The sequence below is a fragment of the Pirellulales bacterium genome (genome assembly GCA_035939775.1).
In the GTDB taxonomy this organism is placed as follows: Bacteria; Planctomycetota; Planctomycetia; order Pirellulales; family DATAWG01; genus DASZFO01.
The window spans coordinates 1-14,249 of the sequence record DASZFO010000180.1 but is presented as its reverse complement, the minus strand read 5'-3'; the positions used below and the strand labels follow the sequence as shown (position 1 = coordinate 14,249).

Below are 14,249 nucleotides of genomic sequence, written 5' to 3'. Positions count from 1 at the left end.
GCCGTCGAGATCGTCTTCCTCATCGTCCTCGAGATTGTCTTCCACGTCGGACATTGCTACGAAGGCCGGTCGCGGAGTCAAGATCATTGCAGCTACGTCGCATCGGCGGTCACCTCCCGATCGGCGAGTGCGGCGAGAAGTCGCTCACGAACAAGTGCGGATCGCACGCCGTGGCGCCGAAATTGTCTCTCGAGAATCGGTTGGCCGGCGAGCCGCTCGGCTGCCAGCTCGTTGAGCCGGTCCGGACTGAGCCCGTCAAGCATCGGACCGAGCCGGCGCTCAAGGTCCGCCGCGATCTCGCGCTCCGATTCGGCGCGCTTCCGATCGCGCTCATGCTCCGCGCGGCGGCCAATTGTGGCGTCGGTCTGGCGGGTGTGTGCCTTCGTCCATGCGGTCGAGGGCCTTGGCCAGCCCTCATCGACTCGGAGTCGTGGGTTTCTGACCTCGACGAAGCGATGATACAGGACGCCCACTTCCCATGCCGGCCTGTTGGCGTCCCAAAAGGCGATGGCCCACGCGATTTCCGACAGGCTCAACCCCGCGTCGATCGCCGAACTAACGGCCATTTTTGCTAGCGCCAGTCCGATCGATTGGAGCTTCGCTTCCAGCAATTTCGGCGTCAGCCCGCTCGGTGACGGAGGAGGAGGTATCTTGAATTTCAAACCTCCTCCTCCTCCAAAAAGCGAATTCCGTGCCGGCGTTTTTACCGGGAGATTCGCCGTGGCCGGATGGCCATATTTTGGCGCAACCCGTTTGGGAGTTTCGTCGACCGTCGATTCTAGCGCTGGTGGCGGAGTCAATGGCACGGCGTTTTCCCCGGTAATGGTTGTTGCCACCCGCGGCGTTTTTCCCGGTGAAAACGCCGCGCCATCTTCGATGCGAGTTGTGCTGGCCGCGAGAATCGGCGCGGGGAGTTCTACCAGCATGGGCGCGTCGTCCGGTGAGAAGAATTTGTCGAACAGCAACCGGCCACTTGAACGGCCACGGCTCGCATACAAAGGGTCGGCAAGGTCGGGGTCATGCACGTACAGGCAAAGTAGCCCGTGCGGTTCGTTGCGGGATTCGATCACCCCGGCGGCTTCCAAGTGTTCGATGTAATGGTCGATCGATCGCAACTCGTTGCGTTTGAGCAAGCCGGCCAGTTCGATCTTGCTGGTCGTGACAGTCCCCGCTCGACGTCCGGCGAGATTCCAAAGCGCGATCCACAGCCACCGCGGCTGCCAGGTTATGCTCTCGCTGACGAAAATGCCGCGTGGCACCTCGAGCGCGCCGGGCCGCAAGACACGGCGAACGGCAATTTGCTCCTGCGTGGATGATTTGGCGGCCATAAAGGGGCAAAGGGGCAAAGGGGCAAAGGGGCAAATCCCGGCCCCTCGGCGATTTCAATTCCTCCTCTCTGTTGTTTGGCCGCGAGGTTGCCTCCACGCCGCGGCGGTCCATCTCCTTTGTGAAACGCGCGCTTGCCCTATAGCGGCGCGGGTGGATCCTCTCGCCTAAGTAGTCGTTGGCAATGATCGAGCATCACCGGTCGACGCCTCCATCGCGGAGGAATCGGAGCAGCTCGTCGCGCGAGTAAAGCGTCTGCTTTCCCAGCCGGGAAGCCTGGAGCAGTCCAGCTCGCCTGGCCGCCCCCAGCACGTGCTTCCGCACGCCCAGGATCGCCGCGGCCTCGGCCTCCGGGTAGGCCAGGCGTCGCGAATCGAGCGCAGCCTCATCGCGGCGAATCTCGTCAACCGCCGCTCGGGCGACCGTCTCGATTAGCGGTTTCAAGTCGGTAATATCGCTGGCGTCGAGCTTCACGCCAAAGGCCCCCTTAATCGCGACCGATCGAGCGATATGCCGAATTGGATTTTGATCGCGAACCGCTGATCGAGCTGCCTTCTTGCGGCGCGCTCGAGGTCCTGGTCGCCGGCGATATGGGCGGCGCGGGCGATCGCGACCAGCGTGGCCGGGCTTTGGTCGAGCTGCTCATCATCTTTCGGGTTTGCCACAAATTCATCCTCTATAAAGCCGCGCGCCCGACCGGTAGACACAACCGGGCGCGCGACCGGGCGCGCAAAAAAAGCGGCGATTCTCGACGAAAATCGCCGCTTATTTGAAGATCAAACTATGAGCGACGTCGGCGGTCCTGAGCCCGTTGGGCCTGCAAATCGAATCTGAGCAGCTCCTGCTCTTTCCAAACCTTTGTATCGCCAATGGTCGACAATGCACGGGAAACCTGAAATCTATCCCAAATCCCCTTCCTCCAGTCGCGCTGCGACCAGCCCGCCGCGTCCGGATTTTCCTCGATCAACGTGAGCATAAGCGCGTCAGTTTTCCGCCCACCACGTCTTTTTGCTTTCGGGTGGGCCCCGGGATCCTGATCGAGCCATCGCTCGCGCTCCTCTGCAATTCGTTCGGGAAGGGCGTATGCCTCCGGCCAAATGTTCTTGTGAACCAGGCCGATCAGCGCATCCGGCAACATGCCAGGCTTCAGCGTTTCGGCACACGCGATCTTGCGGGCATTCGGATGATTCTGTGCGCTGCGCAAACGGTCGAAGGGATCAAGCAATCGCAACGCCACCTCGTGCGCCGATCGCTCGGAGATTGCACCGATGCGCATCGGCCCGCTGCCGGCCAGGGCCGCACGGCGAATCATTTTGGCGTTGCTCTCGATCGCGGCCTGGATCGAATCCCAATCTTCGAAGGAGGAAAAGAACAGGCCATAGAAGGTCTGGCCTTGTTCAGTCAAAGTGAGGGCGGAAAGCGGCATACCAAGCGGAGAATGCCCGTCGGGCCAGATGATCGGCTCCGGTCGATCGTCCAAAGGGAATTCGGGATCCTTGGGCTTGATCGTCTCGCGCGCCCAGAGGCGCAGATCGCGAAACGTCTCCGTCAATTGCTCGAGCATTTCGGACGCCGCTGATAGTTCGAAAGCGGGCGGCGCGGGTTGCGGCGCCTTGTGCGTCTTTGCCGTAGCGGATTTGCGACGGGGCAACGCCATCAGATCCCCCTCATCGCCAGCCGTCGCACTCGGCATGTGCGGCACGGCTCTATCAAGATCAGGGCACCACAATCCGGGCAGCGCTGCGGCGGAGCGCACCAGCTTTCACCGGCCCTCAGTTCGTCTGGGCGCGGGAGCGGCAATTCTGCGTCCTCTGGCAGGCTGTCGCATAGACGCGTGCCGGCGAGAATCCGTTGAATTGTCGCGAGCGAGATCGATATGGATCGCTTCTTGAGCTGCATGACGATCTGGCGTTGTGACAAGCCGCCGGAAATTGCCAGTTCGCGGGCAATCGCGGCGATGGCACGGGGAACGGGAGGACGGCAACAATGCTTTTTCTGCGGCATGGCTTCGCTTCCTTTCAAAGTGCTCGTAGCTCCGCTATTTGAATTCAAAGCCCAGCGGCGGAATGGCATCGCACATGGCCGTCCAGGCTCGAAGCCGCTCCTGCCCGTGGATCGGATAATGATCGATCCAACAATCGCGCCGCATTAGCTCGAAGATCGGGGCGCGAAAACCGTTAAATCCAACGAGACGCGCCTCGGCGGGGATCCTCGATCGCGCGAGAATCTCCGCTCTGATCGTCGTCAGAAACGATGGGCTGTGCCGCCAGGGAACGAGCAGATCCGCGTCCATGTCTGGGGCAACGGCGACGTCGAGCGCTTTCGTGGCTTTGCACGCTTCACAATTCAGATAGATGAGCGGAGGGTTCAAGGCGCCAAGCCGGCGATCGTCATCCCAACGGCCGAGGTGAACTCGGATCCACGTTTTGCCCGACTCGTCTTCGGCGATCCAACTTTTTTCAAGGCGAAGCGCCGCGCCAATCCGAATGCCCGTGTTGTAGAGGACCGCAATGAGTGCCCGCCAGAATGCGGCCGGCTCAATTCCGATTGCCGTCGGCTCGCGGGCGGTCGCCGCGGCCTCGGCAAAAAGCAGGACGTGTTCGCGATGGGCGACAACGACCGATTCGGGCACCGTCGGCGGACGCGGGACCATCGTGATTTCGTTGAGGAGCTTTCTGGCCCATTCGGTCCGTTCACCTTTGCGTCCGTCGGCGTAGCCGGCCACGTCGAGGATCGTCGCGATCTTGTCAATGTGCTTCTCGATTAGCGAGGGATCCGGCGGTTCGCCCTCGCACCGCTCGAGCTCTGGTCCGAGGCGGTCGCGGAAGAGCGACATAGCGCGGCGATCGATCCGATCGAGATCCTGCTCGCACCTGAGCCGCTCCCAAAGCCGAACCGATTCGCCATATTCTTCGATCTCTGATTCAGGTACTCCGCGGTCGATCAGAACCCACGGCCTGAAGAACGCCCCATAGAAGATGGACAAGGCGTTGCGGTAACCTCTCGCGGGCAAGGCATCGATGTACCTTGTGGCCGGCGACGGAAAGGAGATGATTGGCGCGGGTTGATCGAGATCGTTCGGGTCGGAGCCATGCGCGCGCGCTTCTTGCGGCTCCGTCGCCGGTACCTGAAAACCGGTTGTGCGCGCGGAATCTAGCTTCCGCCCCTCGAGGAATTGATCGTTTTCGCCGTCGCCCGGCATAAGAGGCATTCCTTAGTCTTCGACGGGCGGCCGACGCGCCACGTGGGGAATGCTCCACGCGGACGCGACGGACCTGAGCCGTAGCTAGCGGCGACCCGATGCAATCAAATTACAAACTGCTATTCACTCGGAAAAGCCCTGAAATCCTCGAAAAAATCACTTCTTCTTACGCGACTTGCGGACCTTCGGGAGCGGCTTCCTCAAGAAGTTTGGGTCGGCCATTTCGTGCAGCAACGCTCGGATAGCGTCCTGCAATTTGCGTTTTGCCTCAATCCGCTGGTCTGGAGGGAACCCCATCTCGAGTTCATCGGGGATGGCTTCCAACCGCGACTTGATTCGCAGATTCATTTCGGACAAGAACCGTTCAGCCTCGGCGAGCGGGATCGTATTGCCTTCCGCAATCTGATTAGCGAGTTTGCTGCCGCGGACTTCCTCAAATAGCTTCGCGATTCCAAGCGCGATGATCTCGGCGCGGCCCCTCTTGGATCCTGAACGCTTTTCGCCAAGTCGGATATTCTCCGCCCGCCAGCGCCTGGCCGCGGCGATCGAAGTCCTCGGGCAGCCCGCGGCGAAATGGTTCTGAACCTGACGCGGTGAAATCCCGAGCGCGCTTGCGAATTCGGCTTTAGTCGGCCGTGGCCTGGTCGGCGCGCTCTGGGGTTTCGAACTGCGCTTCGGCATTGGTCACCTCGGAAGAAAAAGGAGCTGGGGAGAAGAAGAAGAAACTAATTTTCTCAGTGTTTCGCGCAAAAAAAACGCAGCTTTCCAGCCGCGCGCGGACGGGGGGGCCCCGGAAAGGACCCGCGACATGCCCGGCGGCCGGAGGGTCGCGGTCGGATTTCTGGATGAAAAGTCGCGTTGTGATTCATAGTGTTCACGTGTCCATATTAATCCCGCGGACAGGAATTGAGCAGGGTTCTAATGCAAAGCAGATGATGCGACCGAGCTTCGGCGGGCAGGCCCTCCCCGGCGAATAGCCCTATGCGGTGCGTCGCAGTGAGGAGCCCACGCCGATATTTCTCGATTGATCGTTCGTCGATTTTCCGGATTGGAAGATCGTCGCCCAGCTCTGTCCAAAGCGCGACAGCTTCGGCAAACGATTCAATCTCGCTGGCGTGCGTCCTTCCCCGCAACAGCAACGGGCGGAACCAGGCTTCAAACAATTCGGTAATACGACAATCGCGCCACCTCCGTTCGCCTCCTTCTGCCGGCTTCCTGGATGCATCGCCGCGGCCGACGATGCTGGCCATCGCGCTACGGGCTGCGGATGCAATCCGCGAAAAGATCGATCGCGCCTGCAGGCTCGCCGGGGGCGACGAGGGTGGATCCAATTGCGGCGCGGCCGGCAGTCGATCGCCTATCGCTGGCCGCGGCGATGTCGGCCGCCCTCGCCGGTGATGGCGAGCAGTTCCCGGAACGGCATGGAGGCCGTTCCCTACAGGTGCGGGCGGCGTCTTTCGAGTATTTGGCGCGGAATGCTCGCGGCCGGCGGCTTTCTGTGTTGCCGCCTGGCGGAGCTGCTCGGCGATCGCGGCCAGGTCCGCCGGCGCTGATGGCTTCCGCTCGAGCATCGTCATTTCCGGCGTCGGCGTGGCGGATGTATCCAGCGTTTCCCTCAGGCGGAACTTTACCCGATGGAATAGGTCTTGCCAGCCGGGGGACCAAACCCAGCCCTCACCAATGCCGAGCGACGGTAGGCTGGCGATCATGGCGCGGGCCCGCTGAGAATCTTCAGCGTGAACGGCGATCCATTCCTGAATCGCCCGCCGGTCCAGGGCGCCGACCATTCGCATTGCTATGAGTACCTCGCATTGTGTGGTAACGGCCTTGCTGACGAGTGCCGGCCGCTGGCTGATGATCGTGGCGCCAATTCCGCGGCGGCGGCCTTGCAAGAAACAGTCTTCCACGGCGACGGAAAGTCGCGTCCCTTCAGCTCCTCCCTTTGGCCGCTGCGGCACGATCGTTTGCGCCTCATCCAAGAAAAGATGCAGCGGCGATCGGTTCCCGTGGTAGACCGTCTCGAAGAAATCGGCCAGGAACGTGCTTCGGTCATTTCCGCGGAGCAGACTGCAATCAAGCACCGCGGAGATTCGCTGGTCGATGATCGTGCTCGCAATAAGGGCGCCCGAATAGTCCGGATCGTGGATCTCCACGTCGGCGTGTTCGCCCCCGAACACTACCGCGGGCAGGCCTGGTCCCTTTCCGTCGGCCGATTTCTTGAGCCCGTGCCAAGCCCCGGTCGGATCGTAGACGATGATCTGCTGCCCGAGCTTGAGCATTTCCTCGGCGAGCACTGTTGCCGTGTGGGTTTTGCCGACTCCGCGCTTTGCCAAGATGGCAAAGGTCTGCGTGACGGCTTCGGGCGGCAACGACAAGCCGTCGGCGATCCGGAGCTGCGGGCCGATGATCTCGATCGGCGACTGTGGCCAGTGCCGATCGAGCAGCACCGTGGTTGGCGATGCGGTACTCGTCGTCGGTTCCGACGATGGCCGCGGCGGCGATGCTTCCACGGTCGCCGGCGTCTCGGGAACCGTCGGCTCGCTACCGCCTGTCAGCCCGTCACATTGCGAAGCTGCTGGCATCCCGCTCCTTAGCCTGGCCGACGGTCGGCGCGCATTTCTGAGCTGCTCAAGCGTGGCCGTCGGCAGGTGGGGATAGCGCCAATGGTAGGCGTCCAGAATCTCCTGGTCACTAACTGCCGGATTCTCGGCGCGCCGTCGGTCGTTCGTGTCGATCAGTCGCTCCCATTTCCATAGCACGGCGGTCCCGCGCTCGCTCAGCAATAGCCGCTGCGGATGACGATCGAACGCGCTCGCCGGCTGCGGCAGCTTCTCGATCGCATCGAGCAGCACGCTCTTATCGACGTAATGGTTAAGTGCAATGTCGCGAGTCCGATGCCCCAAAAAGGCGGCAGTCGCGGCGGGATTGATCTGCGAAATGGCCGTCGCGGCCGCCTTCCGCACGGAATGGAAGCCAAGAATCTCTTGCCGCGCGGGCACAATGTCCAGCCCCGCAAGGATCCGCCTCCGCATGACTTGAAGGGCCTTCGGTGTGCCGAGCCACGGAAATACGAAGTCGGGGTCGATGCGCGGCGATCGGCCTTCCCAGCAGCCGCGCACGATCTGCAGCGCCGCCGAGGCGTGCCTGTTAACGTACATCTTGAAGTGACGCTTCGACTTGTTTGCGCTGGTTCCGATGCAGCTATCCGCGATGGACGGAATTGCGAACCATTGCGCGTGCTCGTCCTTTTCGAGCCACGACCAGCGAAGCCCCATACAGGTGCCAATTCGCGGGCCGCAGTTGTAGATCACAGTCACCATCGCCCGCCAAAAATCGCAGGGCGAGATATTCAGGCCGCGCGGCGACTTGGCTAGATCGCAGCCGTCCAGAAACTGGCCGATCTCCGCAAGCGTCATGCAATCGTTGATTTCCTTGATCTGGATGCCAGGCTTTTCGACGAGAGGGACGCGCTCGAGCAGCTCCGCGTTGCGGCTGTTTCTACTGTCGCGTCTAAACGGCCCGGCTCTGTCGAGCACTGCCTGAAGGGCAATAGCGTGCTTGCGGACCGTGTTGCTGGCGAGTTTCCCGCGACCGCTTTTTCCAGTCCGTTGGCGGAAGCTGTCGAAAAACTTGGTCAACACGAGCGTGTCGATCTCATTGAGCGGCGGATCATCCGTGAGGAGTCGCCAGAATTTCAGCGTTTGCTCGTATTCGCGAATCGTGCCATCCGCCTTGCGGCCGCCGGCGAGGAAGACGGGCGTGAAGTAGACGTCGAAAAACTCCGACAACGGCATGGAAGGGGACAGGCCGCGGGCATCGCGGGCGGGCGCGATGGGCGAGCATGGCGCGGATTCTTCGGCCGGCGGTTGCCGGTCGCAAGGTTCGGCCGCGGAGAATGCGGCAGAGTTGAGGGCGATCATCGTGGCGCCCTTTCCGTCGCGCTAACAACAGCGCAGCAAAAAGCCGCAGCCCTCGTGAATCGCTACTTAGGCGCTTCGGAAAGCACCCGCGCCGCCTCACGGCAAGCGCACGGTTCACGAGGGTTGCGGCCCTTTGAATCATCGTCGTCTTCCGAATCTGAAGCCTTTCGGCCTCGGTTTAAGTGCCGGCATTCTGCCATAACGACGCGGCGACCGTCAACAACTTCGCAAGAGCGCCTCATGGCGACGCCGAGACGATGCGTTTTTTTCCCGCCCGGAGCTATGCCCTTGCCGCATTTTGAGAGGAAGTCGCACGGCGGTTTCGCTGGCGTCGGTGGTAATTTACCGAGCATTTGGTGGCGAAACAGGGACGGATTCCCGGATATGCTGAATGACTGCGTGAATGCTGGAAGCGGCCTCGCGACGGGGTCGAGTTCGGAATTACCGCCCCGCGACGAGGCGATAGATGGCCCGAGTCGGCCGACCTGCGACTGCCAAACCGGTCCGCGAAGTGGTCCGCCGGCTCGCCGCTGCTGGCGCCAGTTCACGCCAGATTGCCGCGTTCCTCGACGGCTGGTCGATCACGATCAGCCGGCAGACAGCTTGGCAGATCGTATGTGAGCAAGACCTCGAGCTGGGGCCAGGCGAGAAGCGGCTCCGCCGGCCGATACGCTGCTCCTGCGGCCGCCGGATCGTGATCACACCCTGCCGTACGTGCCGACTGGCCGCGGCTCATCGCACACTCGACGCAAACCGCGCCATGATCGACAAGGCAAAACAACTTCGCATCGGCGCCCAGCGCCTGCCGCGGGCCGACCGAAAGCATCATGCCGTCCAGGCGATCGCAAAGGTGGATCCGCTCAAGCTAGAACTTCTTCCCGATGAAGTCGCGCGGCTCGAGGAAATCAAGCGAGCCAAGATCGAGCGCGGTGAAGGCTAGCGCTGGCGGCGGAGCTGCTTCGTTTCTTCCCGATCTTTTTCGGCTTGAGCGCGGTTCATTTCCGCGTATGCGATCCGCTCCTCTGCATGGGCGAGAGTTTCTTTCACCTGTGCTTCGATCAGCTCGATCTGCGCGGCTTCCTTGCGGTCCGCCAGGCTCTCGCGAGTGCTGAGGCGCATCGGCTTTGGCGCTGCCGCTGCTTTCATCCGGATCGACTTTTGACTTTTGGCCATTGGTTTGCCCTCCTGCGGCCAAGCATAGCAAAAGCGGCGAATTGGCGGCAACGTCACCGGTTCAGCCGCTCCGGCGTCGAATCGGTCAAAAAACGATAGCTCAGTTTGTGCCGCAGCGAGCGCCGACAGCTCGGGTCGATGTTTGGGTCGTCCCGATTGTGTCCGCGTCCAACGCTTCACTGGCGCCTTCACGCCGGGCGATCGTTCGGAGCGGCGGTGCCGACCCCCGGAGTGTCCGAAACTCCAAAAAAACTCCACGACTTGCCGAAGTTGGCGGAATCTGCTGAACCAGCACAGGGCTGTTGATCGCTGTTTTCTCGGCTAGAATAAACTCCAAGGGGCTAGCCTAACGATGCGTGAAGGACTTAGGATCCAGTGGGGCAACCCGTCCGGGTTCAAATCCCGGCTCTCGCATCCGGGTGCTGACGTCGTTTTTGAGGATACGGATCGCCGGGCGCACATTTTCAAGGAGAACAAAGCCATGGCAACGCGTGAATTGAATCGAGCGAAGGGAAGAAGTGCCTTAGCAACTCCAACCGATCTCAGCCACGATGCAGTCGAGGAGATCTCGAACGAGCTGCGGCAATTGCTGGCCGATGTATTTGCGCTTTACATGAAGACAAAGAATTTCCACTGGCACATGAGTGGGCGGCATTTTCGCGACTACCACCTCCTCCTCGACGAGCACGCGACACAAATCTTCGCCATGACCGATGACCTGGCGGAGCGAGCACGCAAGATCGGAGGAACGACGCTCCACTCCATTAGCGATATCTCCGAGCACCAACGTTTGAAAGACAACAACGAGGACTTCGTGGCTCCGAGCGAAATGCTAACGGAGCTTTCCGGCGACAACCAAGAGCTGACACGATCCTTGCGCTCGGCCCATGAGGTCTGCGAGCGGCACAACGATGTCGCAACGACCAGCATGATTGAAGTCTGGATTGACCAGACAGAGCGCCGGACCTGGTTCTTATCAGAGACCGTGCGCGAAATCTGATGCCCAAAGGCCGAATCAATTCTGAGCGACCGCTGTCAGGACGCGACGGGGCTTGTAATCCGTTTGTTTCGCTACATAACTTTGATCAGGCGGGCTCAATTGGTCGAGTGCGACGAGCCTCACGTGGCCGTCGCTCGTTTTGAGAACCGCGTTGCCGTCGAGACGGCCGACGAATTGAGCTTCGATGAGAGTATCGCCGCTGTCGCCTAAGGCGGTCCAAGTTCGAGATGGCAAATCCAACGCCGGCGACGCCGCGAGCTGGGGGACGGGCGTCGAAGTGGTCGTAGACCGCGCGTTAGCAGCTCGCGTGGGCGATGCAGCGAATCCGAACGCCCCGGCCGACGTTGAATCCGTCTGCGCGGCGGTCGGATCGCTGCCGTTGCTACTCCCGTAGCGGCTCGACGCGATAGCGCCGCTGCCAGAGGAACCGCTCGATAGAGTTCCGCCAAACCGGAACAGACCGCTCGCCAACAGTCTGGCCGCAGTGACCGCCCCGGTTGTCGTCGTGCCACTGGTTATCGCATTCGCCGCCGTGGTCGAATTGGTTGTTGTCGGCGACGAACCGCCGTTCATGCATCCGCCCGACGAAGTCGACGTGCCCGATGTGGTGGTTCCCGAACTTGTCGTTCCGGAAGTCGTCGATCCAACTGACGAGTTGCCGGTCGCGGATGAGCGCGCGATCGAATTCTGAAAGCGGCCGCCGGCGCTCCCTCCGCCAAATTGCGGAGCTGCTCCGCGAGCGATTGCGATGCTGCCGCCGCCGCGCCCGCCGCCGGAAAATCCGGCTGATCGCGGCGGGGCCGCGATGACCGAGTTTACCGAAAATAGCAACGACGCGAGTAGTATCAGTCGCTTCATACCAGGCTCCTCCCGCAATGCGGACGGCAATTGCCCCTGTCGAACTACGCCTAATGGCTCTCCTTATTCTCCCAACGACTCTCGAAGTTGCGCCAGTGCGCGAACCCAAAGTTTCTCGACGCTTTCCACCGACCTTCCCATTTGCTCGGCGACCTGCGCGAACGGCAGACCTTCGAGCTGCCGCAGCAGAATCACTCGGCGATAATGTGGCGGGAGCAGATCGAGCGCCTTGGAAAGCCGCATGGTGGCCTCACGGTTGACGGCTTCCTGACTCGGCGTCTTGATGTCGGCGGCAAGTCCGCGATCGAGCGTATCGGACATGTCGTCGAGCTGCACTGCCAAGGCGCGCTCGAGGCGGGCATCGCGCCGTTTCGTTCCCAAATAATGGCGGACGTGGTTTGCGATGAGACCGGCGAGGATGCTGCGAAGCCAGCCGGAGAATTCAAACTCGGTCGCACCACGAAAGTTGGCAAAATGCCGATGGGCTTCCAGGAAGGTTTCTTGGACCAGATCGGAGGCGTCGGCTTTACCCTGGAGCCGCCGGCCGATTTGCGTGCTTGCCAACACCGCCAAGTAATGCCGATAAACGGCCAGCAGGCTTCCCAGCGCCGCGTCGTCTCCGCGCCGCGCCAGCGCTAACAGTTCGGCTGGATCGGCATCCGTCTGATCGTTCAACATCCTGACCGACATCCTCTTCTCCCCCCCGCCTAATCTCAACGGACGACTGGCGTTCTGATTGCAGTCGTCCGGCGAGTCTTTCTACCTTTTCGCCTGCGGTTCCGGGCACTGGCAGTTGGGAGCCCTCGCTCCGACTGTCCTTATAGTAACGTTTCGAGGCGAAAACCGCCGCGCGCCTGAGAACACATTATTTCCGACAACTTCCACCCAGCAACCCCGCCGCTGATCGGCAGCGCTGCCAGCACTGCGACGCTGGCAGTGTTGGCCACTTGGCGTTACGATGGCGGCATGGCCGAAGACATTTCCGTTGCCGATCCATCTGTCGTGCTTGAACTTCTGACGGCTTTTCGCCGCTCGAAGGTGATGTTCGCGGCCGTTTCGCTCGGCGTGTTTGACGAGTTGGCTGCCGGGCCGAAGTCTGCCGCCGCGCTTGCGAAAGCGCTCGATGCAAACCAGGACTCGCTGGAGCGCCTGCTCGACGCTTGCATCGGCCTCAAGCTTGTGCATCGCGCTGACGACCGATACGAAAACGAGCCGGTCGCCACCGCTTACCTCACCAAAACCAGCCCGCGCCGGTTGACCGGGTATATCAACCGTTCGAACGAGGTGATGTGGCAGCTTTGGTCGCATCTTGAGGATGCAATTCGCGAGGGCACTCCACGCTGGACGCAAACCTTCGGCTGGGACGGCCCGATCTTCTCGCACTTCTTCCGCGATGAATCGGCCAAGCGCGAGTTTCTGATGGGGATGCACGGCTTCGGACGGATCAGTTCCCCGCAAGTCGTCTCGGCCTTCGATCTCGGCCACTTCCGCAAGCTGGTTGATTTGGGCGGCGCGACGGGGCACTTGGCGATCGCCGCCTGCGAGCGCTGGCCCCAGCTCGAAGCCGTCGTTTTTGATCTGCCCGAAGCCGTGCCGCTCGCGCGCGAGGTCGTCGGAGCGTCTGCCGTTGCCGGTCGCATCACGATCGAGGCGGGCGATTTCTTTGCCGATCCGCTTCCCGAGGGCGATCTCTTCGCGCTGGGCCGAATTCTTCACGACTGGACGGAAGAGAAAATCCTCAAACTGCTCGTCAAAATCCACGATCGGCTTCCCACCGGCGGCGCACTCTTGATCGCCGAAAAACTGCTCGACGACAACAAGGCCGGCCCAAGCTGGGCGCGGCTGCAAGATATCAACATGCTGGTTTGCACCGAAGGCCGCGAGCGCACGCTCGGTGAATACGAGTTGCTGCTCCTCCGCGTCGGCTTCGCGACGGTTACCGGCTGCCGCACGCCCTCACCGCTCGACGGCGTGCTGGCCGTGAAAACATCGGCGTCGACTTGAGCGGTTGGCAACAGGAACCGAAGAGTTTGATTTCCGATCTCGCGGTTCGCTCCAATTTCAAGACCCGATCATTCGTCATTTATTGCCGCCGACCAGCTCTTCAAGTTTCTTCTCAAGTTCCTTCTCCGACAAATCTCGGCCAATCACTTTGCCGTCTTTGCCGACGAGAAACATGCTCGGGATGGCTTGGATTTCGTATTTCTCGGCGAGCGGGAATTTCAGGTCGTCGCCGTCTTTTTCTCCCATGAGGTTGATCCAGGGGAGCTTGTTCTCGTCGAGGAATTTGCCCAAGGCGTCGAGATCGGAATCGAGACTGACACCGACGACCTCAAAGCCCTGGCTGTGAAATCGTTCGTAGGTTTTCATCAGCCCCGGCAGCGCGGCGCGGCATGGCCCGCACCAGGTGGCCCAGAAATCGACGACCACGACTTTTCCTTTGTATTCGGCGAGATCGAATTTCGCACCGTCGAGCGTCGTGCCGGCGATCTCGAGCGGCTTGCCAACGAGGCTCGGCGGACGAGTCCCCTTGGCGATCCGCCGGCCGTATGCGGACAACTCTTGATCGTCACTTTTCGACCACATTTCGCCGAATTCCTTGTAGCTCTTCGCGGCCAGATCGTCGTCGGGCACGCGGTTGATCATCCGCACCGTGGCCGAAGCGATCCGCACGTGTCGGGCGTCGAGATCTTCATCCTTCAGGGCCTGCCGCACTTCGTCCAAGAGCGCCGGCAATTTCGCCGGGTCCAAATCGTCGGCGGCCAGCACG

At 61.4% G+C, this 14,249-nt stretch carries 14 protein-coding genes; 5 read left to right on the top strand and 9 right to left on the bottom strand.

The genetic code is table 11. From position 1 onward, the window contains the following. Positions 1 to 92 precede the first annotated feature (92 nt). Positions 93 to 1,328 (bottom strand): hypothetical protein, encoded by a 1,236-nt coding sequence (locus VGY55_11750; protein ID HEV2970634.1) that lies wholly within the window; start codon positions 1,326 to 1,328, stop codon positions 93 to 95. Between the two features lie 193 nt (positions 1,329 to 1,521). Then, positions 1,522 to 1,800 (bottom strand): helix-turn-helix domain-containing protein, encoded by a 279-nt coding sequence (locus tag VGY55_11745; protein HEV2970633.1) that lies wholly within the window; start codon positions 1,798 to 1,800, stop codon positions 1,522 to 1,524. Positions 1,801 to 1,844: 44 nt separating this feature from the next. Here VGY55_11745 and VGY55_11740 point away from each other — a divergent pair, with 44 nt between their 5' ends. Continuing rightward, positions 1,845 to 2,099: a hypothetical protein gene (locus VGY55_11740; protein ID HEV2970632.1), complete on the top strand. Its 255-nt coding sequence runs from the start codon at positions 1,845 to 1,847 to the stop codon at positions 2,097 to 2,099. 8 nt (positions 2,100 to 2,107) lie between these two features. On the opposite strand, the gene VGY55_11735 is transcribed toward VGY55_11740, so the two are convergent. From VGY55_11735 to VGY55_11720, 4 genes are all read right to left on the bottom strand, one after another. Continuing rightward, the gene (locus VGY55_11735; protein HEV2970631.1) at positions 2,108 to 2,983 is read right to left on the bottom strand and encodes a hypothetical protein; all 876 of its coding nucleotides are present in this window, start codon (positions 2,981 to 2,983) and stop codon (positions 2,108 to 2,110) included. Positions 2,984 to 3,364: 381 nt separating this feature from the next. Further along, the gene (locus VGY55_11730; GenBank protein ID HEV2970630.1) at positions 3,365 to 4,528 is read right to left on the bottom strand and encodes a hypothetical protein; all 1,164 of its coding nucleotides are present in this window, start codon (positions 4,526 to 4,528) and stop codon (positions 3,365 to 3,367) included. Positions 4,529 to 4,684: 156 nt separating this feature from the next. After that, positions 4,685 to 5,209: a hypothetical protein gene (locus VGY55_11725; GenBank protein HEV2970629.1), complete on the bottom strand. Its 525-nt coding sequence runs from the start codon at positions 5,207 to 5,209 to the stop codon at positions 4,685 to 4,687. Between the two features lie 206 nt (positions 5,210 to 5,415). Continuing rightward, entirely contained in the window at positions 5,416 to 8,448 is a 3,033-nt protein-coding gene (locus VGY55_11720) for a DUF87 domain-containing protein (GenBank protein ID HEV2970628.1), read from the bottom strand. 466 nt (positions 8,449 to 8,914) lie between these two features. Between VGY55_11720 and VGY55_11715 the strand changes: the two genes are divergently transcribed. Beyond that, complete coding sequence (locus tag VGY55_11715) at positions 8,915 to 9,388, top strand: hypothetical protein (protein HEV2970627.1); 474 nt, start codon at positions 8,915 to 8,917, stop codon at positions 9,386 to 9,388. Here the strand turns inward: VGY55_11715 and VGY55_11710 are convergent. Further along, positions 9,385 to 9,621, bottom strand: coding sequence for a hypothetical protein (locus VGY55_11710; protein ID HEV2970626.1), 237 nt, complete (start codon positions 9,619 to 9,621; stop codon positions 9,385 to 9,387). The two genes, VGY55_11715 and VGY55_11710, sit on opposite strands and share 4 nt — an antisense overlap. Positions 9,622 to 9,973: 352 nt before the next feature. Between VGY55_11710 and VGY55_11705 the strand changes: the two genes are divergently transcribed. Together VGY55_11705 and VGY55_11700 are read left to right on the top strand one after the other, a co-directional pair. Next, complete coding sequence (locus tag VGY55_11705; GenBank protein ID HEV2970625.1) at positions 9,974 to 10,621, top strand: DNA starvation/stationary phase protection protein; 648 nt, start codon at positions 9,974 to 9,976, stop codon at positions 10,619 to 10,621. A 505-nt stretch (positions 10,622 to 11,126) separates the two neighbouring features. Further along, positions 11,127 to 11,312 (top strand): hypothetical protein, encoded by a 186-nt coding sequence (locus VGY55_11700; GenBank protein ID HEV2970624.1) that lies wholly within the window; start codon positions 11,127 to 11,129, stop codon positions 11,310 to 11,312. A gap of 230 nt (positions 11,313 to 11,542) precedes the next feature. Here the strand turns inward: VGY55_11700 and VGY55_11695 are convergent, their stop codons facing one another. Further along, entirely contained in the window at positions 11,543 to 12,169 is a 627-nt protein-coding gene (locus VGY55_11695) for a sigma-70 family RNA polymerase sigma factor (protein ID HEV2970623.1), read from the bottom strand. 276 nt (positions 12,170 to 12,445) lie between these two features. On the opposite strand from VGY55_11695, the gene VGY55_11690 reads away from it, so the two are divergent. Continuing rightward, positions 12,446 to 13,483, top strand: coding sequence for a methyltransferase (locus VGY55_11690; protein ID HEV2970622.1), 1,038 nt, complete (start codon positions 12,446 to 12,448; stop codon positions 13,481 to 13,483). Positions 13,484 to 13,558: 75 nt separating this feature from the next. Here the strand turns inward: VGY55_11690 and VGY55_11685 are convergent. After that, a partial coding sequence (locus VGY55_11685) for a TlpA disulfide reductase family protein (GenBank protein HEV2970621.1) occupies positions 13,559 to 14,249 on the bottom strand: 691 nt, incomplete at its 5' end.

Coding starts and splice junctions, on each gene's coding strand:
- VGY55_11750 (HEV2970634.1), bottom strand. CDS start 1,328: ATGGCCGCCAAATCATCCACGCAGGAGCAAATTGCCGTTCGCCGTGTC.
- VGY55_11735 (HEV2970631.1), bottom strand. CDS start 2,983: ATGGCGTTGCCCCGTCGCAAATCCGCTACGGCAAAGACGCACAAGGCG.
- VGY55_11730 (HEV2970630.1), bottom strand. CDS start 4,528: ATGCCGGGCGACGGCGAAAACGATCAATTCCTCGAGGGGCGGAAGCTA.
- VGY55_11725 (HEV2970629.1), bottom strand. CDS start 5,209: ATGCCGAAGCGCAGTTCGAAACCCCAGAGCGCGCCGACCAGGCCACGG.
- VGY55_11720 (HEV2970628.1), bottom strand. CDS start 8,448: ATGATCGCCCTCAACTCTGCCGCATTCTCCGCGGCCGAACCTTGCGAC.
- VGY55_11715 (HEV2970627.1), top strand. CDS start 8,915: ATGGCCCGAGTCGGCCGACCTGCGACTGCCAAACCGGTCCGCGAAGTG.
- VGY55_11710 (HEV2970626.1), bottom strand. CDS start 9,621: ATGGCCAAAAGTCAAAAGTCGATCCGGATGAAAGCAGCGGCAGCGCCA.
- VGY55_11705 (HEV2970625.1), top strand. CDS start 9,974: ATGCGTGAAGGACTTAGGATCCAGTGGGGCAACCCGTCCGGGTTCAAA.
- VGY55_11695 (HEV2970623.1), bottom strand. CDS start 12,169: ATGTCGGTCAGGATGTTGAACGATCAGACGGATGCCGATCCAGCCGAA.
- VGY55_11690 (HEV2970622.1), top strand. CDS start 12,446: ATGGCCGAAGACATTTCCGTTGCCGATCCATCTGTCGTGCTTGAACTT.